The sequence below is a fragment of the Synechococcus sp. Cu2B8-bc1011 genome (assembly GCF_047302735.1).
Classification (GTDB): domain Bacteria; phylum Cyanobacteriota; class Cyanobacteriia; order PCC-6307; family Cyanobiaceae; genus Synechococcus_C.
In genome coordinates this window covers 350,411-374,433 of the sequence record NZ_CP138915.1, presented here as the reverse complement: position 1 = coordinate 374,433, position 24,023 = coordinate 350,411, and the positions used below count along the sequence as shown (strand labels likewise).

Annotated in this window: 25 protein-coding genes; 19 read left to right on the top strand and 6 right to left on the bottom strand. The window is 56.7% G+C overall.

Annotation, left to right across the window (positions count from 1 at the left end):
• Window positions 1-37: 37 nt before the first annotated feature.
• The gene (gene coaE, locus SIC18_RS02020; RefSeq protein WP_413430034.1) at window positions 38-646 is read right to left on the bottom strand and encodes a dephospho-CoA kinase; all 609 of its coding nucleotides are present in this window, start codon (window positions 644-646) and stop codon (window positions 38-40) included.
• A gap of 65 nt (window positions 647-711) precedes the next feature.
• On the opposite strand from coaE, the gene argJ reads away from it, so the two are divergent.
• The 4 genes from argJ to SIC18_RS02000 are packed head-to-tail and all read left to right on the top strand — an operon-like array spanning window position 712 to window position 4,728.
• On the top strand, window positions 712-1,947 hold the full coding sequence (argJ, locus tag SIC18_RS02015) for a bifunctional glutamate N-acetyltransferase/amino-acid acetyltransferase ArgJ (RefSeq protein ID WP_413430033.1): 1,236 nt from the start codon (window positions 712-714) through the stop codon (window positions 1,945-1,947).
• 47 nt (window positions 1,948-1,994) lie between these two features.
• Complete coding sequence (locus SIC18_RS02010; RefSeq protein WP_413430032.1) at window positions 1,995-2,666, top strand: hypothetical protein; 672 nt, start codon at window positions 1,995-1,997, stop codon at window positions 2,664-2,666.
• Between the two features lie 59 nt (window positions 2,667-2,725).
• Window positions 2,726-3,043, top strand: a complete 318-nt coding sequence (locus tag SIC18_RS02005) for a hypothetical protein (protein WP_048348369.1) — start codon at window positions 2,726-2,728, stop codon at window positions 3,041-3,043.
• Window positions 3,040-4,728, top strand: a complete 1,689-nt coding sequence (locus SIC18_RS02000; protein ID WP_245407161.1) for an ABC1 kinase family protein — start codon at window positions 3,040-3,042, stop codon at window positions 4,726-4,728. The genes SIC18_RS02005 and SIC18_RS02000 overlap by 4 nt, the downstream gene beginning before the upstream one ends.
• A gap of 383 nt (window positions 4,729-5,111) precedes the next feature.
• On the opposite strand, the gene eno is transcribed toward SIC18_RS02000, so the two are convergent.
• Window positions 5,112-6,404, bottom strand: coding sequence for a phosphopyruvate hydratase (gene eno, locus SIC18_RS01995; RefSeq protein WP_048347452.1), 1,293 nt, complete (start codon window positions 6,402-6,404; stop codon window positions 5,112-5,114).
• Between the two features lie 99 nt (window positions 6,405-6,503).
• Here eno and gloA point away from each other — a divergent pair, with 99 nt between their 5' ends.
• The 8 genes from gloA (at window position 6,504) to rplL (ending at window position 13,268) form a co-directional block, all read left to right on the top strand.
• Window positions 6,504-6,905 (top strand): lactoylglutathione lyase, encoded by a 402-nt coding sequence (gene gloA / locus SIC18_RS01990; protein WP_048348367.1) that lies wholly within the window; start codon window positions 6,504-6,506, stop codon window positions 6,903-6,905.
• 15 nt (window positions 6,906-6,920) lie between these two features.
• Window positions 6,921-9,719, top strand: a complete 2,799-nt coding sequence (locus SIC18_RS01985) for an ATP-dependent Clp protease ATP-binding subunit (protein WP_048347451.1) — start codon at window positions 6,921-6,923, stop codon at window positions 9,717-9,719.
• An 82-nt stretch (window positions 9,720-9,801) separates the two neighbouring features.
• The gene (gene secE / locus SIC18_RS01980; RefSeq protein WP_048347450.1) at window positions 9,802-10,041 is read left to right on the top strand and encodes a preprotein translocase subunit SecE; all 240 of its coding nucleotides are present in this window, start codon (window positions 9,802-9,804) and stop codon (window positions 10,039-10,041) included.
• A 51-nt stretch (window positions 10,042-10,092) separates the two neighbouring features.
• Complete coding sequence (gene nusG / locus SIC18_RS01975; RefSeq protein ID WP_048347449.1) at window positions 10,093-10,761, top strand: transcription termination/antitermination protein NusG; 669 nt, start codon at window positions 10,093-10,095, stop codon at window positions 10,759-10,761.
• 108 nt (window positions 10,762-10,869) lie between these two features.
• Complete coding sequence (rplK, locus tag SIC18_RS01970; protein WP_048347448.1) at window positions 10,870-11,295, top strand: 50S ribosomal protein L11; 426 nt, start codon at window positions 10,870-10,872, stop codon at window positions 11,293-11,295.
• A gap of 76 nt (window positions 11,296-11,371) precedes the next feature.
• On the top strand, window positions 11,372-12,079 hold the full coding sequence (gene rplA / locus SIC18_RS01965) for a 50S ribosomal protein L1 (protein ID WP_011620618.1): 708 nt from the start codon (window positions 11,372-11,374) through the stop codon (window positions 12,077-12,079).
• Between the two features lie 225 nt (window positions 12,080-12,304).
• Entirely contained in the window at window positions 12,305-12,832 is a 528-nt protein-coding gene (gene rplJ, locus SIC18_RS01960) for a 50S ribosomal protein L10 (protein ID WP_011620617.1), read from the top strand.
• Between the two features lie 49 nt (window positions 12,833-12,881).
• On the top strand, window positions 12,882-13,268 hold the full coding sequence (gene rplL, locus SIC18_RS01955) for a 50S ribosomal protein L7/L12 (protein ID WP_048347447.1): 387 nt from the start codon (window positions 12,882-12,884) through the stop codon (window positions 13,266-13,268).
• A gap of 281 nt (window positions 13,269-13,549) precedes the next feature.
• Here rplL and SIC18_RS01950 read toward each other — a convergent pair whose 3' ends face one another.
• A complete protein-coding gene (locus tag SIC18_RS01950; protein ID WP_413430031.1) occupies window positions 13,550-14,248 on the bottom strand; it encodes a DUF3747 domain-containing protein in 699 nt (232 codons plus the stop codon).
• 62 nt (window positions 14,249-14,310) lie between these two features.
• Here SIC18_RS01950 and SIC18_RS01945 point away from each other — a divergent pair, with 62 nt between their 5' ends.
• The 5 genes from SIC18_RS01945 to SIC18_RS01925 are packed head-to-tail and all read left to right on the top strand — an operon-like array spanning window position 14,311 to window position 18,611.
• Window positions 14,311-15,051 (top strand): ribonuclease H family protein, encoded by a 741-nt coding sequence (locus tag SIC18_RS01945; RefSeq protein WP_413430030.1) that lies wholly within the window; start codon window positions 14,311-14,313, stop codon window positions 15,049-15,051.
• An 8-nt stretch (window positions 15,052-15,059) separates the two neighbouring features.
• Window positions 15,060-16,238: a quinone-dependent dihydroorotate dehydrogenase gene (locus SIC18_RS01940; protein WP_413430029.1), complete on the top strand. Its 1,179-nt coding sequence runs from the start codon at window positions 15,060-15,062 to the stop codon at window positions 16,236-16,238.
• 47 nt (window positions 16,239-16,285) lie between these two features.
• Window positions 16,286-17,185 (top strand): hypothetical protein, encoded by a 900-nt coding sequence (locus SIC18_RS01935; protein ID WP_413430028.1) that lies wholly within the window; start codon window positions 16,286-16,288, stop codon window positions 17,183-17,185.
• The gene (locus tag SIC18_RS01930) at window positions 17,182-17,874 is read left to right on the top strand and encodes a PilN domain-containing protein (protein ID WP_250394979.1); all 693 of its coding nucleotides are present in this window, start codon (window positions 17,182-17,184) and stop codon (window positions 17,872-17,874) included. The genes SIC18_RS01935 and SIC18_RS01930 overlap by 4 nt, the downstream gene beginning before the upstream one ends.
• Complete coding sequence (locus SIC18_RS01925; RefSeq protein ID WP_413430027.1) at window positions 17,871-18,611, top strand: hypothetical protein; 741 nt, start codon at window positions 17,871-17,873, stop codon at window positions 18,609-18,611. The genes SIC18_RS01930 and SIC18_RS01925 overlap by 4 nt, the downstream gene beginning before the upstream one ends.
• A gap of 32 nt (window positions 18,612-18,643) precedes the next feature.
• Here SIC18_RS01925 and SIC18_RS01920 read toward each other — a convergent pair whose 3' ends face one another.
• A complete protein-coding gene (locus tag SIC18_RS01920) occupies window positions 18,644-18,868 on the bottom strand; it encodes a hypothetical protein (protein ID WP_413430026.1) in 225 nt (74 codons plus the stop codon).
• A gap of 172 nt (window positions 18,869-19,040) precedes the next feature.
• On the opposite strand from SIC18_RS01920, the gene SIC18_RS01915 reads away from it, so the two are divergent.
• Window positions 19,041-20,897, top strand: a complete 1,857-nt coding sequence (locus SIC18_RS01915) for a type II secretion system protein GspD (protein WP_413430025.1) — start codon at window positions 19,041-19,043, stop codon at window positions 20,895-20,897.
• Between the two features lie 18 nt (window positions 20,898-20,915).
• On the opposite strand, the gene SIC18_RS01910 is transcribed toward SIC18_RS01915, so the two are convergent.
• Complete coding sequence (locus SIC18_RS01910; RefSeq protein WP_413430024.1) at window positions 20,916-21,821, bottom strand: pentapeptide repeat-containing protein; 906 nt, start codon at window positions 21,819-21,821, stop codon at window positions 20,916-20,918.
• An 8-nt stretch (window positions 21,822-21,829) separates the two neighbouring features.
• Between SIC18_RS01910 and SIC18_RS01905 the strand changes: the two genes are divergently transcribed.
• On the top strand, window positions 21,830-22,951 hold the full coding sequence (locus SIC18_RS01905) for a pyridoxal phosphate-dependent aminotransferase (protein WP_413430023.1): 1,122 nt from the start codon (window positions 21,830-21,832) through the stop codon (window positions 22,949-22,951).
• On the opposite strand, the gene SIC18_RS01900 is transcribed toward SIC18_RS01905, so the two are convergent.
• Complete coding sequence (locus SIC18_RS01900) at window positions 22,912-23,988, bottom strand: UDP-N-acetylglucosamine--N-acetylmuramyl-(pentapeptide) pyrophosphoryl-undecaprenol N-acetylglucosamine transferase (RefSeq protein WP_413430022.1); 1,077 nt, start codon at window positions 23,986-23,988, stop codon at window positions 22,912-22,914. The two genes, SIC18_RS01905 and SIC18_RS01900, sit on opposite strands and share 40 nt — an antisense overlap.
• Window positions 23,989-24,023: the final 35 nt, after the last annotated feature.

Below are 24,023 nucleotides of genomic sequence, written 5' to 3'. Positions count from 1 at the left end.
TTTGATTGAGTTTTGCTGATTAAGGAAGCGGAAGAGTTTATTTCAGGAGGTCATTGACCTGTGATCTCCAGCTCCATGGTTCGCCGCCGTTGTTAATGACATGGTCGGCAAGTTCACGTTTGCGATCAATAGGCCATTGGGCTCTGATGCGTTGTTCTGCTTCCTCCAGAGTGAGCTGATTACGCAGCATTAGTCGTTGTTTTTGCTGCATTGGCGTGCAGTACATCACCCATATCTCTGAACAAAGGTTCTCTAGCTTGGCTTCAAATAGCAACGGGATCATTAAAGCCACCAGAGACTCTTCAGCCTGCTTCTGAAGCTCCCGATCGAAACGTTGTCGCACGAACGGGTGCACTTGACTTTCTAGCCAGGTCCGTTCTTGGGGATCGCTGAACACGATGGAGCCGAGTGCCGCTCGGTCTAGGCCTTCGCTGAGCTCGCTCTGTACTTTTACGCCGTAGCGCTGCAGCACTGCCCTGGAAGCAGGACTGCCTGGCGCCAAGGCTTCACGGGCGTAGAGATCCGCATCCAGAACCTGGATGCCCTGTTGAACAAGAAAATGGCCAACGCTGCTTTTGCCACTAGCGATCCCACCGGTGAGGCCGATGCGCCGTTGCCGTCCTTGCCAGCGGTGATCTCCACTCAAGGCATAGGCGGTGCTGTCGTAAAAAGCCTAGAACGAGCGGCTCGCTTGGCCTTGCATCCTGATCAATGACGCAATCTGTGATCTGGTCTCCAATGTCTGGAGGAATCACTGCTCCCACTGGCTTCAAAGCGGCGGGCTTAAGCGCGGGTCTCAAGCCATCCAGAAAAGCAGACCTCTCCCTGTTGCTGGCACCAGACGATGCGGTCTGTGCTGGCACCTTCACAACATCTGAGGTCCGCGCTGCCTGCGTGGACCTTTGTGCGGATCGTCTGCAGGTGGCTTCTGGTCGGGTTCGTGCTGTGGTGACCAATTCCGGGCAGGCCAACGCCTGTACCGGCGATCGGGGTCTGGTCGACAGCCTCCGTATTACCCAAGCAGTTGCTGATCGTTTGGGCTGCTCCCAGGACCAAGTTTTGATTTGCTCCACCGGGGTGATCGGTGTACCGATCGCGATGGATCCCCTTCTTGCCGCTGTGGATCCTTTGGTGAGCGCTTTATCCCCGGATGGTGGTGCGGCAGCGGCTCAGGCCATCCTGACGACGGATCTGGTGGAGAAGCAGGTTGCGTTTGAGGCTGAGCTCGGTGGGCACAGGGTGCGGATCGGAGGGATGGCGAAAGGGTCCGGGATGATTCACCCAAACATGGCCACGATGCTTGGCTATCTCACCTGTGATGTCGCTGTGCCCTGTGACCTGTGGCAAGCCATGGTGCGCCGGGCCGTGGATCGTTCGTTTAATTCCATCACCGTGGATGGCGACACCAGCACCAATGACACCTTCTTGGCGTTTGCGGCAGGAGATGCTCTGCCAACGGACCAGCTCGGAGTGTTGGAGGAGGGGGTGACGTTGGTCGCCCAGCATCTGGCTCGTTCGATTGCTCGGGATGGTGAGGGGGCCACCTGCCTGATGGAGGTGCAGGTGGAGGGCACCGATTCAGAGGCTGAGGCTCGAACAATCGCGCGCACGATTTGTGGGTCGTCGTTGGTTAAAACTGCGGTTCATGGAAGGGATCCCAATTGGGGGCGCATCGTGGCGGCCGCTGGTCGTGCCGGTGTGGCATTTTCTGCCGATGCGCTGGCTCTTTGGATTGGCCCCCATCAGCTGATGTCAGAGGGACAGCCGTTGCCATTCGATCGGGCTGCAGCGTCGGCGTATCTCAGTGAACGGGCTTGTGGTCGTTATCTTGTGGATGACACGGTTCAGATTCGCCTGTCTCTTGGTGATGGTGCCGGTCAGGGAATCGCCTGGGGATGCGATCTTTCCGATCAGTACGTGCGCATTAACGCCGATTACACCACCTGAGGTCTAGACATCGCTGCGAGGATGGTTGTGCTGAGGAGGACCTACAGATGCCCGCCGAGACCAATGCCTCCACGGCGCAACCAAAGCGTCAGACCCGTCCGCGCTTCTGGGTCGGCCCTCTGGTTGCAGGGGCTTGCTTCGCGCTTGGTTACGGCATCACACAGCGCATTGTTTTGATCCGATCTGGCTTGGAGCAATCAGAGCCTCAGTCTTTTAGAGCACGGGTATTCCCAGGGGAAAGCCTTGAGGCGCTTCGGCTTCGCTATGGCGGGCCCGCCACTCTCAAGGCAGATGTTGCGGCGAAAGAATTGATTGATGCGAAAGCGTCCAAACAAGCCAACGAGCTGAAGCAGGCCAAGCTTGCTAAGGAATTGGAGCAGCGCAAAGCCAAAGAGGAAGCTGAGCGCATCACTGCGGCAGCAATTGAGCGTGATCGCAGTCAGCAAGCCGTGGTGAATGCATCCCGTCCGATTGAGGACATGCCAACGCTGAACGAAACGATTCCGTTTGAGACCGAAGCTTCCACGGAGTTGCTGGATTCAGAGCTGCCTTTGGATGTGCCTAATGCGTTGCCGACTGAGGTCCCCGAGTTGGCCCAGCCGACCCCCGTTCCAGAGCAGATGGAAGCTCCCGTCATGGTGGAGTCCGTCGTTGTCGAGCCCGAACTGTTTGAGCCTGAACTTTTCGTCACTCCGGTGTATGCGCCTCCCGCTCCTTGAGTGAACGTCGCTGATCGGAGGTTGAATCTGCCACAGTTTGAGGGTTGAGACGAATGGCCATGACCTCCCGAGATGCTCTGCTCAGAGCGGCGATGCATCGTGTGCTCGCTCGGATGGGTCACGGCATGGCCGATGCTGCTGCTGGATTCGCTGTGTTGGTGCAAGACGCACCCGATCGCGTTCGCCAGGAATGGGATTTGTTTCAGGAAGAGGTGAAGGCGGAAGCAGAAAGGCTTGAGCGAGAAGGAGATGGACGGAGCGTGGACGCGGAGTCATCCCCTGCTTCATCGGTTGAAGAGGAGAGTTTGCAGACCAAGATTGATCAGCTGCGAGCCCGGGTCGCTGAACTGGGCATTCGCATCGAGGAGCGGTCGTGATCCTGTTCAGTCGCTTGAAGGCCCTGCTGCGTAGAGCATTCCGGGGACTCCGTATTTGGCGTGCTGTTCTGACCTTGCTGTTCTTCCTGTGGTGGGATGCCAGAGCGTTTAGCTATCCGGGCGGTCCAACTCCGGAGCGTCGCGCAGCTCGCCAGCAATTGCGTGCACGTTGGCTGACGCAGGAGCTGCTTCACCTTGGATCGGCTTTTATCAAGCTCGGCCAGTTGTTGTCGGCTCGGCCGGATGTGTTGCCAGCGGGCTGGGTCTCTGAATTGGCGGCATTGCAGGACCGGGTTCCCTCTTTTTCCTTTGACCGTGCTCAGTCTGTTCTTGAGGACGAGCTGGGCGCCCGTTGCGCTGAAATTATTGATCTAGATGAGCAGCCCATCGCGGCGGCTTCCTTGGCCCAGGTGCATCGGGCGAGTCTTCGTAGTGGTCGCCAGGTGGTGCTCAAGATTCAGCGCCCCGGATTGGACCGTGTGTTTCGGCTGGATTTAGAAGTGATGCAGCAGGTGGCTGCTGTGCTTCAGCGTCATCCCAAATGGGGACGAGGGCGCGACTGGGTGGCGATGGCCCAGGAGTGCAGGCGTGTGTTACTCCGAGAGCTTGATTTCCGTCTTGAAGCTCAGCACGCTGCACGGTTTCGACAGCAGTTCCTGGATGATCCGAACATCCGCGTGCCTGGGGTGGTCTGGGAGCTCAGCACTAGGCGCGTTCTCTGTCTCGACTACTTGCCTGGGATCAAAATTAATGACCGTGCGGCTCTTCAAGACGCTGGGATTGATCCGTCCAAGGTGGCTGAGATCGGCTCGGCTAGCTACTTGCAACAGCTCGTGCGCTACGGCTTTTTCCATGCCGATCCCCATCCAGGGAATTTGGCGGTTGCGGCCGATGGAGCGCTGATCTACTACGACTTTGGGATGATGGGGCAACTCTCCGAGCGCCTACGCAGGCGGATGGGAGGGATGGTGAGAGCTGCCGCTGCAAGGGATGCAGCGTCTCTTGTTGATGAGATGCAAGCGGCTGGAGTGATCGCTACTGGTGTTGATGTGGGCCCTGTTCGCCGCTTGGTGCGTCTGATGCTGAAGGAGGCCCTCACGCCGCCGTTCAGCAGTTCCGTGATTGAAAAACTGTCGGGAGACCTGTACGAACTGGTGTACGGGCAGCCGTTTCGGCTGCCCGTGGAGTTGATCTTTGTGATGCGTGCCCTTTCTACGTTTGAAGGGGTCGGCAAAAGTCTTGATCCGGGCTTTAGCCTTGTGGCGATTGCCAAGCCTTATCTGCTGCCGCTCATGACTTCCAGTGGATCTGGCTCCAACGATCTTTTGAATGAATTTGGCCGTCAGGTCGGCGCTCTTGGTTCAAGGGCTGTTGGTCTTCCTCGTCGGTTGGATGAAAGCCTGGAGCGCCTCGAGCAAGGAGACCTGCAGCTTCAGATTCGTATGGGTGAATCAGACCGTCAGTTCCGAAGGATGGTGACGGCGCAGCATTCGATCGGCCAGTCGGTGTTGCTTGGCGGACTTGCCGTGGCAGCGGCCTTAATGGGTGCCAGTACTAGGCCCCTCTGGGCGTTGCTTCCCCTCGGTGCGGCTCTTCCGGTTGGGATGGGCTGGTTGAAGTTGCAAGGGAAACTTCGCCGGGATGGACGGATTGAGAATTTGTCAGGAACTGATCGTTCGTCCTGAACGACATTCATTTCTTTTAGGGGCGAATGAATTGAGTTGGCCCAATGAAATTCTGCTGGTCATTAATTACACGTTGTCTTCATCAATACAATCCCATTCTTCCTCCAGCCTGCTTTCCTTATTTAAGCCCTTGCTTGTATTTCTCTTCACTTTGACAGCTGAGTCAAGGAAGAGATAGCTGCTTCGTTCACCATTCCTAATGTGATCAAAGGCTCCTCTATCTGCTGCAAATTGGAGCCGCTAAGTGTTGCTTGAGTAGTTGATCTTTGCCTTGTCCGCTGCCCCCCCCCGTTGAGGTGCACAAAGCTCTGTAGGGCCAGCCGCGTAAGCAGTGACCCAGTGATCAGCTGGTGTCCCGTGACAGGACAAGGGAGTGGTTTGCGTTAGTCGCGACCTCGTGGTCCCTGGCCTGTTGCCCCGGCATAGACAGCTTGATTGCCAAGCTCGTCCTCAATCCGCAGAAGTTGGTTGTATTTGGCGACCCGCTCGCTGCGGCTCAGTGAGCCAGTTTTGATCTGGCCTGCGCGAGTGGCGACGGCTAAATCAGCAATGGTTGTGTCTTCCGTTTCTCCGCTTCGGTGGCTAATCACGCTGGTGTAACCAGACCGACCGGCTAGGTCGATGGCTTGAAGCGTTTCGGTCAGTGAACCGATTTGATTCACTTTGATCAGGATCGAATTGGCGGTATTCGCATCAATCCCGCGCTGCAGGCGTTTGGTATTGGTGACAAACAGGTCATCCCCAACGAGCTGAACGCGTTTGCCGAGGCGCTCGGTGAGTAGGGCCCAACCGTCCCAGTCGTCTTCTGCTAATCCGTCCTCAATCGAAATGATCGGGAAGCGATTCACGAGTTGTTCCAGCTGGTCCACCATCTCGGCACTGGAATAACTACCGCCACTGAAGGCGTAGCGCCCATCGCTGTAAAACTCCGTGCTCGCTACGTCGAGCGCAAGCGAAATTTGCTCACCTGGCTTGTAACCAGCTTTCTCGATGGCCTGGACCAGCACTTCTCCTGCTTCCTCATTGCCGAGATCAGGAGCGAAGCCGCCCTCATCACCCACCGAGGTGCTCATGCCTCGTTCGCTGAGCAAGTTCTTCAGGGTGTGGAACACCTCCGTGCCCATCCGCAGCGCCTCTCTGAAATTGGGAGCGCCGTGAGGAACAAGCATGAATTCTTGGAAATCCAAGTTGTTGGCGGCATGGGCGCCCCCATTGATCACATTCATCAAAGGCACGGGTAGGAGCGTTGCCATCGGCCCTCCCAGATAGCGATAGAGAGGCAGGCCTAGCCCGTTGGCAGCGGCGCGAGCTGTTGCCATGCTCACGGCGAGGATGGCATTGGCGCCCAGGCCGGATTTGTTGTCGCTGCCGTCAAGTTCGAGCATGGCTGCATCCACGCTGCCCTGATCGAGAGCCGACAAACCGCAGAGCGCGGGCGCAATCCGCTCTTCGATGTGATCCACGGCCTTGGTGACGCCCTTACCCATGTAGCGGTCGCCACCGTCCCTGAGCTCATGGGCTTCATGGGCGCCGGTGCTGGCTCCACTGGGAACGATTGCGCGGCCACTGGCACCGCCTTCCAGCAAGACCTCTGCTTCCACCGTGGGGTTTCCACGGGAATCCAAGACCTCCCTGGCCACGATGGTGTCGATGACGAGATCGAGAGAATCGAGCACGAGCGGTGGAGACAAGACTGAACAGATCCTATGGAACACCCCCTGCCAGGTCTCTTTGTGTTTTGGCAGCATGTGGATAGAACAGGTGGAATCAGCAACATGCGCATGCTTCACACCATGCTCAGAGTGGGCGATTTGGAGCGATCAATCCGCTTTTACACCGAGGTGTTGGGGATGCAACTGTTGCGTCGTAAGGACTACCCCTCCGGTCGCTTCACGCTTGCGTTTGTTGGATATGGGGATGAGCGCGACAACACCGTTCTTGAGCTGACCCACAACTGGGACACCACGGACTATGCCCTTGGTGATGGCTATGGCCACATTGCGCTTGGTCTCGATGACATCTATTCGGCATGCACTGCGATTGCAGAAAAGGGAGGGCGGGTTGTCCGTGAGCCTGGTCCGATGAAACATGGCAACACCGTGATTGCTTTCGTGGACGATCCAGATGGCTACAAGGTGGAACTCATTCAGCTTTCCTCCCGATCAGACGCGGCCTAATCACGCTTCACACCAATGACTTCCACCTCCCGCACCAGCTTTGAGCCTTTGAGCAGCCTGACGTCAGAACCTGATCGCTTCAGTGACGACGCTTGGGAGCTGTTGCTGTCTGGGCAGGATGTGGCCCGTCGTTGGCGTCATCAGGATCTCGATGTTGAGCATCTTTTGCAGGTGCTCTTTAGCGATGAGCGCTATCGGCGTGTTGCTGCGGCCTTGCCACTGCCAATCGATCGACTGCTCGATCAACTCGAGGGCTTTTTGGCTGAGCAGCCCATGGCTCGCGGTGAGGATCTGTTCGTGGGAGAGGATCTCGAATCCTTATTGGAGGAGGCGGATCGGGTGCGCTCACTTTGGGGCTCCCGCTTGATCGATGTGTCCCATCTCTTGATCGCGATGGGGCGCGACCCTCGCGTCGGTGCAGAGTTGTTTGCGCAATTTGGACTGCCCGCCGATCGGCTTGAAGCAGAACTGACCCGTGCTCCCGATCGCTCACCTTCGAGCGTTGTCGCGCCTCCTCCCCCACGGCCTCGAGCGCCCTCAGCCTCTGCTGCTCCTGCTCCCATGCCTCCAGCGCAGAAGCCTCCAGTGCAGCAGCCTTCAGTTCAGCTTCAGCAAGGCCAAACGGCTGCATCCCCCCAGCCTCAGGGCGATGAGATGGACCGCTCTGTTGAGCTGATCAGCGAGCCGACTGCGTTGGAGAGCTATGGCCGCGACCTCACGGCTGCTGCGGCCGCTGGATTGCTTGATCCAGTGATCGGCAGGGATGGCGAGATTCGTAGCTTGATCAAGGTGCTGTCGCGACGCGGCAAAAACAACCCTGTTTTGATTGGTGCGCCTGGCGTGGGTAAGACCGCGGTCGCAGAGCTCCTGGCGCAACGGATCGTTGCTGGTGAGGTGCCCGAATCTCTGCAGGGCTTGCGGCTTGTTGCTCTCGATGGTGGTGCCTTGATCGCTGGAGCCAAGTTCCGCGGTCAGTTCGAGGAACGTCTTCGTGCCGTGCTCGATGAGGTGAGCGATCCGGAAGCGGCCGTTGTGCTGTTCATTGATGAACTTCACACCGTGGTGAACAGTGAGCGATCCAGTGCTGATGCGGCCAGTTTGCTCAAACCAGCCCTGGCACGCGGCGAGTTGCGTTGTATTGCCGCCACGACTCCAGAGGACTATCGCCGCACCGTGGAGAAGGATCCAGCGTTGAACAGGCGCTTTCAGAAGGTGCCGATTCAGGAGCCTTCGATTGAACTCAGTGTGGAGATTCTTCGTGGATTGAAGGAGCGATATGAGTTGCATCACGGGGTCACCATTACCGATGAGGCGGTCATGGCGGCAGCACGGTTGGCGGATCGCTACATCAGTGACCGGTGTTTGCCGGATAAGGCAATCGACTTGATCGATGAAGCTGCTGCTCAGTTGAAAATGGATGTGACGTCCAAGCCTCAGGTGGTGGAGGATGCAGAGGCTGATCTACGCCGAGTGGAGTTGGCGGTTCTCGCCGCGGAGCAGGCACCGGACGGGGAACGGGTTCAGCTCCAGCGCAATCGTCTTGAGGCCTCTGACCGGCTGAGTCAGCTCCGGGAGCGATGGCAGGCGGAACGGGAGCAGCTGGAGGAGTTGCGTCAGTTGCTTCAGGAAGATGAAGACCTTCGCCATGCGATTGCCGAAGCAGAGCGGGACGGAAATTTGGAAGAGGCCGCCCGTCTTCAGTACGACCAGTTGCATCGCGTTCAGCAGCGCCGCGCTGATCTTGAACAGTCGCTGAATGAGGCCCAAGAGGAAGGGTCTGCCCTGCTGCGAGAACAGGTGGAAGCGGCTGATATCGCGGATGTGGTGGCCCGTTGGACTGGGATCCCAATCCAGCGCCTTCTTGCTGGTGAGCGTCAAAAGCTGTTGGAACTTGAGCAGCGTCTTGCCGAACGGGTGATTGGCCAGCCAGAGGCGGTGCAGGCTGTAGCAGCGGCCATTCGTCGTGCCCGTGCTGGCATGAAAGATCCACGCCGTCCGGTGGGTTCATTTTTGTTTTTAGGGCCGACAGGCGTGGGTAAGACCGAGCTGGCAAAAGCGCTTGGAGCTTTGTTGTTCGACGAGGAAGAGGCCATCGTTCGACTCGACATGAGTGAATTCATGGAGCGCAATGCGGTGGCGCGCTTGCTTGGTGCGCCACCGGGGTATGTGGGCTACGAGGAGGGCGGTCAACTCACCGAGGCTGTTCGGCGTCGCCCCTATGCGCTGTTGCTGCTGGATGAGGTGGAGAAAGCACATCCGGATGTGTTCAACGTGCTGCTCCAAGTTCTTGACGACGGACGGCTCACCGACTCGCAGGGCAGGACTGTTGACTTCCGCCACACCGTGGTGGTGATGACCAGCAATCTGGCCAGTAGAGCCATTCTCGATTCTGCCCGTCAAGCTCAATCGGGTGATGAGGCCGGAGCCGCTCAGGCGCTCAATACCGCCGTGGACGAGGCGTTGGCCCACCATTTCAGGCCAGAATTTTTGAATCGGATCGATGAAGTGATTCGCTTCCGTCCCCTTGGTGTGGAAGATCTGGAAAGGATTGTGCGTTTGCAGCTTGCCGATCTAGCCCACTTGCTGTCCGAGCAAGGACTTGAATTGCGTGTGGATGATGCGGTGGCGCATGATCTGGCGACTTTGGGGTATGAGCCCGAATATGGCGCTAGACCTTTGCGTCGAGTCCTGCGCCGTCGCGTCGAAAATCCGCTGGCGACCGAATTGCTTGAAGAGCGCTTTAACGGGGCTCAGGCGGTTCGGGTGCATTCAGGAGACACATCGACAGAACCGTTTCGATTCGAGGCAGAATGAGATGTCGATAAGCGTCCAGTAGGATGCTTGTTTGCCGTCACGTGCCCAAGGCACCGGCGTCAGTTCCGGCATCGCAAGATTTGTGACCAGCCCTACTTCCGAGGACACCGAAACCGCTTCCCCACAAACACCGGCTGAAACAGGCCGAAGGGGTGGTTTTTTAGCTGCCACTTTCGAAGAGCTGAAGCTGGTGGTCTGGCCCAGTCGTCAGCAGCTGTTCAGTGAATCAGTGGCTGTGATCTTGATGGTGAGCCTCTCGGCCGCGGCCATTTCAGCCCTCAGCCGTTTTTACGGTTGGGCCGCTTCTCAGGTGTTCCGTTGATCTGCTGCTCGTACAACAGATCGCATTTGTCCCAATTGTTCGTCCGCATCCGTGTCTGACCTCGATACCACCCAGCAGGAGAGCACCGAGGTGCTTGATCTGCCAGCACCCAATGAGGGAGAGGACGGCACGCTTGAGTCGATGCCTGCACGCACATCTGTCGCGCGTTGGTACGCGGTGCAGGTCGCCTCAAGCTGTGAGAAAAAGGTGAAGGCCACCCTTGAGCAGCGCGCTGTCACGCTTGGGGTCAGCAACCGAATCCTTGAGATTGAAATTCCCGAGACGCCGGCGGTGAAAGTCAAAAAAGACGGCAGTCGTCAATCCACTGAGGAGAAGGTGTTTCCGGGTTACGTGCTGGTCAGGATGGTCCTGGATGAAGACACAATGATGGCGGTGAGAAGCACGCCAAACGTCATCAATTTTGTTGGTGCAGAAGACCGTCGTGCCACGGGTAAGGCCCGTGGCCATATCAAGCCCCGTCCCCTGAGTCGTCAGGAGGTGGATCGTATTTTCAAGCGCGCAGCCGAGAAGAAGACCGTCGTCAAAGTCGATCTCGCAGAGGGCGATCAAATCCTGGTGACCGCAGGTCCTTTCAAAGACTTCCAAGGCGAGGTGATCGAGGTGTCTGGGGAACGAAGCAAGCTCAAAGCGTTGTTATCGATCTTTGGTCGAGAAACACCAGTCGAGCTTGAGTTCTCTCAAATCAGTAAACAGAATTGATTCATGCGGCGGCCGTCTCCTGCGGAGGACGGCCTTAGAGATGGTCCGCCATTTCGCCGCACCGCCCCCCGAGGTCGGTGATCCGCAGATGTTTAACTCCGCTTGCCGATGGCCAAGAAAGTCGTAGCTGTGATCAAGCTGGCCCTTCAGGCCGGCAAAGCCAATCCCGCACCACCGGTGGGCCCTGCCCTCGGTCAGCACGGGGTCAACATCATGGCGTTCTGTAAGGAGTACAACGCTCGCACCCAGGACAAGGCCGGATATGTGATCCCGGTTGAAATTTCGGTCTTCGAAGACCGTAGTTTCACCTTCATCACAAAAACCCCGCCTGCCTCGGTTCTGATTACCAAGGCCGCTGGAATTCAAAAGGGTTCCGGTGAGTCCGCAAAGGGCAGTGTTGGCTCCATCAATCGCTCCCAGCTTGAGGAGATCGCCAAGACCAAGCTTCCCGACCTCAACTGCACCAGTGTTGAGTCGGCGATGCGCATTATCGAAGGCACTGCCCGCAACATGGGTGTTGCCGTTAGCGACTGAACGCCCTGCGTTCGTTGTTTGTTCCGTTCACTGATTTCGGGGGAGGCCTCAGCGTCGCTTGAACCCCACACCTGACATGCCAAAACTTTCTAAACGCCTGGCTAGCCTCGTTACCAAAATCGAGGACCGCGCCTATCAGCCTCTTGAAGCCATTCAGTTGGTGAAGGAGAACGCCACAGCCAAATTCGACGAAACCATGGAGGCGCATGTGCGCCTTGGTATCGATCCCAAATACACCGACCAGCAGCTGCGTACAACGGTCGCTCTTCCTCAGGGAACGGGGCAAACCGTTCGTATCGCAGTGATTACCCGCGGTGAAAAAGTTGCCGAGGCCAAGGCCGCCGGCGCTGAACTTTCGGGTGATGAGGACCTTGTGGAGGCCATCTCCAAGGGCGAAATGAATTTCGACCTTTTGATTGCGACCCCAGACATGATGCCGAAGGTTGCCAAGTTGGGTCGGGTTCTTGGTCCCCGTGGCTTAATGCCCAATCCAAAAGCGGGAACGGTTACCACCGACCTGGCGTCTGCGATTCAGGAATTCAAGGCAGGCAAGCTTGAATTTCGTGCAGACCGCACCGGAATCGTGCATGTTCGCTTCGGTAAAGCGAGTTTTACTGCTGAGGCCTTGCTGGAAAACCTCAAGACCTTGCAGGAAACCATCGATCGCAACAAGCCCAGTGGCGCTAAGGGTCGTTACTGGAAAAGCCTGTATGTCACATCCACGATGGGACCTTCTGTCGAAGTTGATATCGCTTTGCTGCAGGACATCGAGCAGGAAGGCTGAACACAGTGATGTAAATTTGTGGACTGGCTATTGCCAGTCCACGGGCACGCGCCCGGCCTAAGACAGCAGGTTGTTCCATCTCAACGGCGTTGAGCATGTTTCATAAGTCCTGCCGAGGAAAATGCGACGATTTTTGCCCATTGGCTTGGATCGACACGCGGCCTCGTCTCCCTCGGGAGCCCCGAAACCCCCGCGTGTCCAGCTTGTTCCTCCGATCTAATCCCTATGGGCCGCACTCTGGAGAGCAAGCAACAGATCGTCGAGGAGCTTAAAAAGCTTCTTGGCGAGGCCGAAATGGCACTGGTCCTGGACTATCAGGGCCTCTCCATCAAAGAAATGTCTGATTTGCGGACTCGTCTGCAGGCCAGCAACGGCGTTTGCAAGGTGACTAAAAACACCTTGATGCGTCGTGCCATTGATGGTGACAGTGTCTGGTCAAGCCTCGACTCTCTTCTGAATGGCACCAACGCTTTCGTCCTGATTAAGGGTGATGTTGGCGGTGCTGTTAAAGCTGTTCAATCTTTTCAGAAAGAGACCAAAAAATCTGAGACCAAGGGCGGCCTTTTTGAAGGCAAGCTTCTGTCTCAGGACGAGATCAAAGCTATTGGGGAGCTTCCTTCCAAGGAAGTGCTCATGGCCCAGATCGCCGGCGCCATCAACGCAGTTACCACCAAGGTTGCTGTGGGTGTCAACGAGGTTCCCTCCGGTCTTGCAAGAGCGCTCAAGCAGCACGCCGATAGCGGCGAAAGCTGAACGTCTTCGACCTCACTTTTTTTCCCTGATCTGTTGCTGATTCCCAATCATGTCTGCAAAAACCGACGAAATTCTTGAATCACTGAAAAAACTCTCACTGCTTGAGGCTTCCGAGCTTGTCAAGCAAATTGAGGATGCTTTTGGTGTGTCCGCTGCTGCATCTGCTGGTGTAGTCATGGCTGCTCCTGGCGCTGCTGGTGGTGGTGAAGCGGCTGAAGAGAAGACCGAATTTGATGTTGTGTTGGAAAGCTTTGATGCTGCCGCCAAGATCAAAGTGCTCAAGGCTGTTCGCGAAGCCACAGGTCTCGGCCTGGGTGATGCCAAGGCCATGGTCGAGGCTGCTCCTAAGTCCATCAAGGAAGGCGTCTCCAAGGACGACGCTGAAGCCTTGAAAAAAGCCATCGAAGAAGTGGGTGGCAAGGTCACAATCAAGTGATCTGTTGGAGGCCCTGCTTCCAAACAGCAGGTCTCAACCCATCAAATTCTGTCCGCCGGTTCTCTGAACCGGCTTTTTTTTGGCGTCATGGGAACGGCTCCGCTCCGCCAATAAAAAAACCCTGCCAAAGGCAAGGTTTTTTAAGAACAACGCATTCAGGAGTCTTTCCTTGTTTCGACCCTGAAGAGGCGTAAAGCACTCCTCACAATACGAACCTAAGCAGAATTGCTTGGTTAGGGGGATAGCAGTTGTCGCTCATCCAACTGTCCTTGAGGCTTTGTTCATGGGCGGAATGGAATCACTTCGAGGCGGATGGGCCCCTTGCCGGAATAACTGGATGGGGACTTGGGTGCCCTTGGTGCTCGGGCCATTGTCGTCGTCCAAACCGAACGGCTTGGACGTTTTGAAGCCTTCGCTCTCAATTGGTTCAACGATTCATTGTTGGCGAAATACACGTGGCTCAGGGTTCGCCCTTGATAGGCCCGACGCTCCAGTTGCCAGCCAGGTTCCAGTTTGAGCTTGACAAAAGCATCTTTGTTGCGTCTGGCTTGTCTCGCTTTGGCCACCACGACTGCAGTACTGCGGTTGGTGTCCAGTGCTTGAAGCTCAAGTCCGTTGCGCCCTTGCCGAAGGCGTAAGCGAACGGATTTTTGGGTGTCTTCTCCGGCCGTACGCAGTGAATACCCATTGCTGTCGAGATATCGGCTGCAAATCCCCGTGAAATCAAACCCGTTTAGCGAGGGCTCAACCAGTCCATCAGCTTGATCTTTCCAACAAAGAGGACGGGCTTTGATTTGCTCAAGGACCAACAGTTTCCAGCCGTCACGCCCAACGGCGCGGGCCAGGATCGCAAACTGTTCTTGCTTGAGTGGTTTGCTGTCAAACAACGAACGGGTCCACCCCGGCAGCGCAGAGGAACTACCCCCCACCATCAGTGCTGTTCCAATCAGAAGGAGCCGCCGGAGGTAGGTTCGCCGCATAAACGGTGGCTCCAAATTGGAGAACAACGACCTGTTGTACCGAATATCCGGTGGTGGAATCAATGGCTGAGAAACATGATGGACGTGGTCGCGTCGTGGCAGCAGCGACCGATGGGGCCTGCAGTGGCAATCCAGGGCCAGGCGGCTGGGGTGCGTTGATTCGTTTCGAAGACGGCAGCGTGGAGGAATTTGGCGGTGCTGATCCGTCTACAACCAACAACCGCATGGAGTTACAGGCCGCGCTTGCCACCTTGCAGCGCTTGGCTGAATTGCCACTTCATCCTGATCTCACCTTGCGCACCGACAGCAAATACCTGATCGACGGACTCAGCAGTTGGATGGCAGGCTGGAAGCGAAAGGGCTGGCGCACTGCAGCAGGCAAGCCAGTGCTCAATCAGGATCTCTGGCAAGCGCTTGATCAGGCTCGGCTTGCTGACGTGCCCCTCAGCTATGTCAAAGGTCATAGCGGAGATCCTGACAACGACAGGGTGGATCAAATTGCCGTGGCTTATTCGAAAGGACGGCAGCAAGCTCTTTCCTCTTCAACCGCTCCAAGTCAGGCCGTGTTGGACTCGGCTCCCGTGGCGTTGCAGAAGCTCCTCACACGGATGGAACTGGCGGATCGCTTGGCCTCCGGGGGGTATGCGTTAACAGCAGTGGAGTTGGCTCAGTTGGTGGAGCAGCCCCTCAATCGTTTGTCAGAACGACAAGGTTCATGGCGTTGGCGTGAGTGGATGGTGGAGCCTGTGGAGAATGATCGCTGGCGGTTGCGACGCGATCCGCCAGGATCGAAACAGACCTAGGAGCCCAGATGGCAGATCCGTCATCCCTCAGGGTGTTATCCACCGCCGGCTTTTATCGGCGATGGTTGGGCCCGCAGCTGTCCCGGGATGATGGGGTGGATGCCGAACAGCTCAGTCAGACGGCTTTGCAGGCTCTCGCTCAGGTCAGCCTGCGCCGCCGTTGGCCTGGCATCTCATCCGTCTTGGAGGGCGTTGCTACGGAGCTTCAGCGTCAGGATCTGCGGCTGGAGCAAGTTCTGTTTGGTTGTCGATTCAGCAATCCCGTGGGTTTGGCTGCGGGGTTCGATAAAAACGGTGTTGCGGCTGGGGTGTGGGATTGCTTTGGGTTCGGATTTGCTGAAGTGGGCACCGTCACTTGGCATGGTCAACCCGGTAACCCAAGGCCTCGCCTGTTTCGGCTTGCTGCTGAACGGGCAGCCCTCAACCGTATGGGTTTCAACAACAACGGTGCTGAGGCGATGCAACGGACTCTGGAGCGGCAAGCATTGCCAGCGCCAGGTCATCGTCGGGCTGTGCTTGGCATCAATTTCGGAAAGTCGAAGATCACTCCGTTGGAGCAGGCCCCTGATGACTACGCCGCTTCCTTGGAATGTCTTGCTCCTTTGGCGGACTACGCCGTGATCAATGTGAGCTCTCCCAACACTCCAGGCTTGCGAGATCTGCAGGATTCAACTCAATTGCGGCGGTTGGTCGAGCGTTTGCGCCGGTTGCCAGCATGCCCACCACTTTTGGTGAAAATTGCACCTGATCTTGAGGACGATGCCATTGATGGCATCGCTCGATTGGCTTACGAGGAAGGTTTGGCTGGTGTCATCGCTGTCAATACCAGTCTTGATCGACTGGGTTTGGGACAGCGGCTGATCGCGCAGACCGGCCGAAGCCTTGCGGAAGAGGCAGGTGGGCTGAGCGGTGATCCCTTGCGCTACCGCGCTGTGGAGGTGATTCGACGGCTGCGAGCCAGCGCTGGGCCGGCGTTGCCGTTGATCGGAGTTGGGGGAATCTCATCAGCTGAGGCGGCCTGGGAACGCCTGGCTGCTGGCGCCTCCCTCGTGCAGCTCTACACCGGTTGGATTTATGAAGGTCCTGATTTGGTTCCACGCATCCTTGAGGGTTTGATCAGCCAGCTCGATCTCCATGGCTTTCGCCATCTCAGTGAGGCGATTGGAAGCGGCGCGCCCTGGACGTAGTCGATACGCTTTCTGCACATCCTTCATGACGCATCGAGGAATAGAACTTGGAGCTGGTTGATCTGCGCGATCGCTTCCCGGCCCTGGATGGCTTACTGGGTCAGATCACCGGCTTGCTCACTCGGCGGCGCGTGGTTCTTGCTGCTTCTGATCGTGTCCTGAGTTTGGCGTGGTGGGATCAGGGGCAGCAGTCCATCATCAAGACCGAGCTTCCTCCGGGCCTTTGTCAGGGCGGGGTGCCAGTCCAGAGGGAGGTGCTGGCTGAGATGGTTGCGGATCTGCTGATCGAACAGGGCATTGCCTCTGTGAGTGTGGAGTTGGAACTGTTGCTGCCTTTGCCGACTTGTCATTGGCGACTGCTGGAGGGTGCCGCTGGTCTGGGTGATGCCACCTCCTTGCGAGCGCTTGCACCCGAGATGACCTGGCCGTTGCAATGGCAGGAGTCCTATGTCGCCTGGACTTCGTTGCAAGACAGGGACATGGCGATGGTGGTGGGCGTTGATCGGTTGATCCTGCAGGCCTGGATCGACACGGTGGCGTCAGCAGATCTCAATCTCTGCCAAGCGGAGTGGCTCTTGGTTGCTGCATGGCGAGCACTGCAGACTCTCAACGAACCACTGGAGGGAGAGTGGGTTTGGTTGATTGAGTCCGAAGGGATCTGGCGTTTTGTGTTGTTGTGCGATGGCCTGCCTGAATTGGATGTTGTGTTGCAAGCCACGCAGCTCCCGTCCGTCAGAGATGAGGTGTTGTTCCTTCTCGATGCATGGGATCAGAAACAAAGGCAGGTCGATGCAATGCGCAGCTGGTGGATTACAGCTGGGCCAAGCTGGAAGGGGCGTTGGAAGGACGGTCATGGTGCAGGTCTCCATGGCCCGCTTGTTTCAGATGGTGAGATGTCACTGCTTCAGTTGGCCTTGAAGGCTCCTCCTCTGGAGAGCAGATCATGAGGGGACGCTCAGGAGCCCCAGTGGATCTCCTCCGGGAGCGGCGCATCGAGTTGGGGTTGCCGGCTCAGCCGGTCCCGTTTGTGCCTGCCCAAGTTCTGCTGCGGCGAGGTGCGTTGCTAGGTGGAGCTGTTCTTCTGCTTACTGTCGCGATTACCGCTGGTTTGAGCTGGAGGGGGCAGCAGCAACAGCGGCAGTTGGAGTTACTTGAGCCTGTCGCACAACGCGTCACTGCTGCTGAAGCACAGTTGCGGCGGCTGAGGGCTAAAACCGCCTCGGTGAATCAGAAAACCGATGTTTTCGCGCAACAGCTGGTGGCTTTCCGCGGTGGATCTCCTCTGTTGGAGCAGCTCAGACGCATCACGCCAGATGGCATTCAATTGCAGGAGCTGTTGGTTGGTGAGGCGCAAATTAAATTGCTAGGCCGGGTACAGATTGGAAACACTCCAGGGCCTCTCGAACGCATTAATGCGCTTGTACTCTCCCTGTCTCAACTGCCCATCACTCGGCAACAAGGGGTCAAGGTGATGAAGATCACGAGAGAGGACGGGGATGCCCCTGTTGTGACGTTCAGCGTGGAGTGGGCTCTGAATCCAAACACTCGCCTATCTCTGATTCAACTTCAGGACTTGGGGGCCGGCGGCTTGGCGTATCGATATCAACTCCTTGAGGAACGTGGGGTCAGCTTGTGACGAACCTGAGTGGTAGTGAGAGTCCATGGCAAAAGGATGGAACGCGTCAACGGGTGTTGGTTGGTGCCCCATTGCTGATGGGTGTCTTAATCGGTGCCGGGCTGTTTGCAACGTTTGGACTCCCCCATTGGTTGGCATCAGCAGAACGGACGCGTCGGATCTCTGAGCTCAAAGGTCAGCAGAAGTCACTTTCCTTGATTACCGATCGGGTCAAGCAAGAGCGACAAAAGCTTGTATTGGCGCAACAACAGCAAGATCTGGTGGTGAACTTGGTGGCGGGCCGCGGAGAGATTGAGACCTTCCTCACCCAGCTGAGTCGTACCGCGGCTGAGAGCGGTGTCTTGATTGAACGCTATGAACCCGTGCCAGATGCGCCTGTGGTCCCTGACTCTTCCCGACAAGACAACAAAAAAGGGGACGCTGGAGCTGAGGATGGGGCTCCTTCTGATTTGCAGGGGTACGAGAAAACTGCGGTGCTGCTGCAGGTGCGTGGACCCTACGTAGGGGTGCTGCAGTTCTTGCGTGCCATGGAGGCACTGGAACTCCTGGTTCAGCCCAGTGATCTTGAGCTCAAGGCAGTTCCGCTAGAGACCAATGCTGACGGGGCCCCTGAGGGCCCACCGTTGACCGAGCTCAAGCTCAAGCTGAGCTTTTTTGACAAGACAACGGATGGGGATCAGGACGTGAAAGAACCCATGGAATCCGCGCCTCAGTCCAAGGTCAGGGCGCCATCCTGAATCAATTCAATGCTGTGTTTTAGGGCTGGCTCCTAAGGGTTTCGCTCGATACCATCCGCCCATAGTGTTTGTGAATCAGGCGTGGGAATGCCCTCGAGACCCTCCCGACTGATTCCATTGGCGTTGATTGGCAGCCTTGCACTCGCTGAGTGTGATGTGGTGTTTGGCCTTGGAGGTGCTGGGGCGATTAGAGCGCAGAGCCAAGGCTCCATGAACTTGCGTTTACGCCGTGGCAATGACGGCGTGGAACTTGTCATCGAAGGAGTTGGCGATCAGCCACTTCTGCAGCAGCGCCTGAACGGCCAGGTTTGGGAGGGACGTTTGCAGACCCAGGGGGCGCCGGGAGTCCGCAATGGTCAGGTGCGGCTTTCGGATCCTGTGATTGGAATTCAGTCCGCCACGTTGGTTGGTAGCGGCAGCTCCTATGCCTTGAAGGTCACGCCAAGTCCAGGTCGTCCTTTGAAAGATCCTGTGGTGAGTGCCGATGGTCGTGATCTGATTCTCAAGTTTTCAGGTTTGGTGGTTGCTCCCACACTCCAAACGGGACGCCTCAATCTCAACACACCGGGGCGTGTCCCTCAAACGCAGTACGCCCCTCCATTACGCCCGCGCGCCGTTGCGCCGCCACTCGGTGATATGGCGGTGGGGACGATGGTGATGCAGAACCGCAGTTATGTGAATGTGAGCGGGCCGCCAGTCACCCTCACTCTGAACAATGCGCCTGCCAAGGATGCGTTGATGGCCTTGGCTCGTTTAGGGGGCTATGGCTTCGTGTTTGTTGGTGAACAGGGTGGAGGCAGTCAGGATGCTGCTTTACCTATCCGACCTGTTTCGATTGCTTTTCAGAACGAGTCCTATGCGAGGGCTCTCAATGGAGTTCTGCTTGCCTCTGGGCTGCAGGGAAAATTAGATGGTCGCACTCTCATGGTGGGATCAAAAGTTTCTGCTAATACATTTGGCCCTCAGATGTCGAAGGTGTATCGACTCAATCAATCTTCGGCAGTCTCGGCGGCAAAATATTTGGGGAGCTTGGGTGCAAGTATTCAAGAGCCCGTCCCTTTGAAAACCACATCTATTCTTGAAGAGGCGTCTGGCGACGCGAGTAATAGCAGTTCTAATACTTCGGAACAGATTGAGATACGTTCTTATTCTTCAGGTCAAGGCCCTTTGGTCGGTTTGATTGGTACCACTGATTCAAGGCTTCAAACAATTACCTTGATCGGAGACTCTCTCTTGGTGAAACTTGCTGAGGGGTATTTGAGGCAAATTGATTTGCGTCAAAGGCAGGTTGCTTTGTCGGTGCGAATTTTGGATGTTTCCTTGGATAACGACTCCACGATCTCAAATAGTTTTGCCTTTCGCTACGGCAATAATTTTATTCTGAGTGACAGAGGTGAGCTTGTTGGGGCTTTTGGTAATTTGCTCCCTCCTAATAATTCTAATTTCGATGCGATCGCTGGAGGGGCTGAAAGTGGAAAGTTTGAGACAGAGATATGCAATGGCACAGACTGTGATGTCGTGGCTCAGCTAATCCCTCCAAATCCTACGCCGAGTCGAATCAACCCTGGAAGTGTATTCCCGAAAGATAATTTGTTTGATTTAATTCGGTCTATTATTATATCCAATAGTACTAAGACTTTAGCGTCTCCTACTCTGATTTTAAGTGAAAACCCTGTTGAGATTTCTGGTGGCGCCGATGTGGCTTCTAGTGGTGCTGATTCTGCATTTCAGGCCGCTTCAATAGGTCGCTCCAAGGCGAATGAGTCTTTCGTGACTGTTGGTACTCAGGAAACAGTTAATTATATCGTGAGTGCTGGGCAGAATGGTGCACCTAATTCTTGTCAGCCTGTCCTTGGAACTGCTGGCCTAACTTTTGGTGCACGTGTATCTAAAATTGATGATAATGGATTTGTGAGTTTCAGTCTCTCTCCTACAATTGCTGCTGTTACTGGAACTCAAAATGTTGAGGGTTGTGGCCCTAGAAGTATCTTGAGTTTGCGTAGGCTTGATACTGGGTCTCTCAGGGTCCGAGATGGCCAAACACTTATTTTGACGGGAGTTATTTCAGATCGTGATGCTCAACAAGTTAGAAAATGGCCAATTTTAGGAGATCTTCCTTTGATCGGTCAATTTTTTCGTGAGTCGGCTGGAGATCGGGCGAAGAGAGAGCTTGTTGTTCTCGTGACTCCTAAGATCATTAGTGATGATCAAGGGGGAAGTTATGGCTATGGATATCAGCCGTCTCTTCCGGCTGCTCGTCAGCTTATGTCAAACGATGCCTTTTGATTGTCTAAAACACTCCTTTCAAAAGCCAATTCCGAGAGGGATCAGTGCTTTTATCGCAAGTGGGGCTAAAGCTTGAGCAGTTGCAGTAACGCCCCCTAGTAATTGCCCGCCCCAGCCTTTTCCTTCAGATTTTGTGTGAGTTTTCGTCCGACGCGTTTGAACCATTTCAGCCGCTGTTTGAAGTTGGTTGGCAACTTTTTGATTTCCTCCCTTTTTAAATAGTGCGCTTGCATATCGGAAATCTTGTGCGGCTAGATCGTCCTTGGCTAATTCGCTACGACTGATGCCTCTCGCGACCCAGCTCAAGGGCTCTTGAGGGGAGCTGAGGATTGCGGCGCCAAAGAGTCTTTCGGCTTCAGGCCACCGACCGGCCTGTGTGGCTTCGACGCCGGCATTGTGCAGAGCAGCATGGCTTCGTATGTCGCGGCTGATTCCCGTGGCACCTTGCCAATGCGCTTCTTCTAAAGCGTTGGGGTTCAGGCGAGCGCCACTGAGATCGGCCCAACGCAGGTCGGTGCCATGCAGGATGCTGCCTTCGAGATTGGCGCCACGGAGGGAAGCCCCGCGCAAGCTGGTGAAACTGAGATTGGCCCCGCGTAAGTCAGCCCCATCCAATTGGGCTTCTCCAAGATTGGCTCGCTGCAATCGAGCGTCGCGTAAGTCGGCGTCGCGGAGGTCGGCATGCACAAGGTCGGCATCGGCCAGGTGGCAGTTGCGGCAATCACCGTCTTGGAGCACTTTGATGAGGTCATCCATGCTCTCGGCTTGCATCGGGCTGGCGATCAGCCATAAGCCAAGCAAGGGCATCAAGCGGGACGGGTTCAACACGTGGGCTTGCTTGGTTGTACTGCGTTGTATCGGGCTTCTTGGTCTTCGTCGACCATGGCTCGAAGGATGGCTGGGCAGGATGGGTACATCCAGCACCAGTCGGCGTGAGCAACGGCCTTCCTCCCCATGGAGGCAACCTCAGCCAGGAAGCCCGGCGGCTGGGGATGCAACCCTCCCATTTGCTGGATGCCAGCGCTTCGTTGGTGCCATTCCGTCCTCCTCGCGCTTTGCGTAGAGCGCTCGCTGCTGCCATTCAGGGCCAGGCTCTGCGTGATTACCCCGACCGCGCTCAGGCTGATTTGCGCTTTGCGCTCGCGTCATGGCATGGGCTGGATCCTGATCAGGTGCTCGGAGGGAATGGGGCCGCGGAGTTGTTCACATGGGCGGCTCGCGATGCAACCGCCGCTGGTCTCAATGCTTTGCCTCAGCCTGGATTTGCCGATTATTCTCGAGCTTTGGCTTGTTGGGGTGGCGCGATCGAGAAGCTGCCTTTGCCCTTGGAGTGGGGCAACTGCTGGCCGCAACCCTTTCCGTTGAGCGCCTTGAAGCAGACGACCGATGTGGTGTGGATCACCAATCCCCACAATCCCACCGGTCAACTTTGGAGCCGTTGTTCGTTGGAACCCTTGTTGGCTCGATACTCCCTGGTGATCTGTGATGAGGCCTTTCTTCCTCTGGTGCCAGGGGGTGAAGATCAGTCGTTACTGTCGTTGGTGTCAGACCATCCCAATCTCGTGGTGATTCGCAGTCTCACGAAATTGTTTGCAATTGCGGGTTTGCGTCTGGGCTATGCCGTTGCGGCACCCGATCGTTTGCATCGATGGCATGGATGGAGAGATCCCTGGCCTGTGAACGGTTTGGCGATTGCAGCTGGAGTGGCTGTGATGAACGACCCGGTTGGCTTGCAGCGTTGGCAACAGCGCGTTCAGCAGTGGGTGGAAAAAGAAGGCACCTGGTTTCGGGCTCAACTTGAGGCCATCCCTGGATTAAAGGCCTACCCCTCAGCTGCCAATTATTTGCTGATCCAAGGCGAGCCGTCCTTGCTGGAGCTTCGCGAGCGTCTCGCTCTCGATGGCGTTTTGCTTCGGGATTGCCGTTCTTTCGCCGGGTTGGGAGAGCGTTGGCTGCGCATTGGTCTGCAAGATCGGCGGGGGAATCAACGCATCCTTCGTGCTCTCCGGCGTATTCAGCTCAACAGTCCTTCGAGCAGGGTCACCAGTTTCTGATCCGCATCCTCCACACCAAGCTGCCGCATGGCTTGTCCCATCTCCGGCAATGGGTCAGCGCTTTTATCTTCTCCTTGAAGTCTGGATCCGAGCAGGCGCCAGACCGTGTCGCGAAGAGTCGTCTCGCTGGGGTCGTGTTGATGCACGATCACGGCCGCGGCAACCGCTGCAGCACAGACGGCATTGGCATCTTGATGGCGATCGGCCGCTTGGGGGAAGGGCACCAGCACGGTGGGTGTTCCGCTCACGGCCAGTTCACTCAGGCTGCCGGCACCGGCTCTGCTGATGGCGAGGTCTGCGTGTTGCAGCAAGGCAGGAATCTCATCGCTGAAAGAACGTTCCACCAGCAAGGCGTGTTCGATACAACCCACATCGGGATCATTGCTGCCCGTGAGATGCACGATGCGGCAGCCGCTGTTGAGCAGGGAAGGAAAGATCACTCGCGTCATTCGATTCAGCCCTAAAGCTCCCTGGCTTCCGCCGATCACCACAAGCAGGGGGCCATTGCCTTGAGGAACCCACTCCGGTCGTGGCTGTTGCTGGAGAAAAGCAGCCCTTACCGGGGTTCCGGTCACCACCGCTCGGCAGCCCGGGATGCGTGGTGCGGCTGCCTCAAGTCCCACGGCAACACGGGTGCAAAAGCGGCCAAGCAAGCGCGTCACCCGGCCTGGAATGGCATTGGATTCGTGAAGGACTACGGGGATGCCACACCACCGTGCCGCCAGGATTGCTGGTGCAGCGATGTACCCACCTGTCGTGAAGACAGCATCGATGCGTTCCCGCTGGATCAGGCGGCGGATGCCGCCGCTGGCGGCCAGCAATTGGATCAGTTGGATGAGTTTGCGCAGTCCTCGCCCTTGCAATCCACCAGCCTTGACCGTGGTGAGGGGATAACGGCCTGGAACCAGGCTTGTTTCCAGACGGTCGGGAACGCCCACCCAGCGCACGCTCCATGGCTCCGGCAGGGCATCAGCAACGGAGAGGGCTGGAAATAAGTGCCCACCTGTGCCGCTGGCAGCAACAAGAAGCCGAGGCATGAGGTCGAGCGGGATGAGAAGGAGCGACCTAACTT

Bases quoted from the DNA above. Each gene is read 5' to 3' on its own strand.
- argJ (WP_413430033.1), top strand. From the start codon at position 712: ATGACGCAATCTGTGATCTGGTCTCCAATGTCTGGAGGAATCACTGCT.
- SIC18_RS02010 (WP_413430032.1), top strand. From the start codon at position 1,995: ATGCCCGCCGAGACCAATGCCTCCACGGCGCAACCAAAGCGTCAGACC.
- SIC18_RS02005 (WP_048348369.1), top strand. From the start codon at position 2,726: ATGACCTCCCGAGATGCTCTGCTCAGAGCGGCGATGCATCGTGTGCTC.
- gloA (WP_048348367.1), top strand. From the start codon at position 6,504: ATGCGCATGCTTCACACCATGCTCAGAGTGGGCGATTTGGAGCGATCA.
- SIC18_RS01985 (WP_048347451.1), top strand. From the start codon at position 6,921: ATGACTTCCACCTCCCGCACCAGCTTTGAGCCTTTGAGCAGCCTGACG.
- rplK (WP_048347448.1), top strand. From the start codon at position 10,870: ATGGCCAAGAAAGTCGTAGCTGTGATCAAGCTGGCCCTTCAGGCCGGC.
- rplA (WP_011620618.1), top strand. From the start codon at position 11,372: ATGCCAAAACTTTCTAAACGCCTGGCTAGCCTCGTTACCAAAATCGAG.
- rplJ (WP_011620617.1), top strand. From the start codon at position 12,305: ATGGGCCGCACTCTGGAGAGCAAGCAACAGATCGTCGAGGAGCTTAAA.
- rplL (WP_048347447.1), top strand. From the start codon at position 12,882: ATGTCTGCAAAAACCGACGAAATTCTTGAATCACTGAAAAAACTCTCA.
- SIC18_RS01950 (WP_413430031.1), bottom strand. From the start codon at position 14,248: ATGCGGCGAACCTACCTCCGGCGGCTCCTTCTGATTGGAACAGCACTG.
- SIC18_RS01945 (WP_413430030.1), top strand. From the start codon at position 14,311: ATGGCTGAGAAACATGATGGACGTGGTCGCGTCGTGGCAGCAGCGACC.
- SIC18_RS01940 (WP_413430029.1), top strand. From the start codon at position 15,060: ATGGCAGATCCGTCATCCCTCAGGGTGTTATCCACCGCCGGCTTTTAT.
- SIC18_RS01930 (WP_250394979.1), top strand. From the start codon at position 17,182: ATGAGGGGACGCTCAGGAGCCCCAGTGGATCTCCTCCGGGAGCGGCGC.
- SIC18_RS01920 (WP_413430026.1), bottom strand. From the start codon at position 18,868: ATGACAAGTTCCACGCCGTCATTGCCACGGCGTAAACGCAAGTTCATG.
- SIC18_RS01900 (WP_413430022.1), bottom strand. From the start codon at position 23,988: ATGCCTCGGCTTCTTGTTGCTGCCAGCGGCACAGGTGGGCACTTATTT.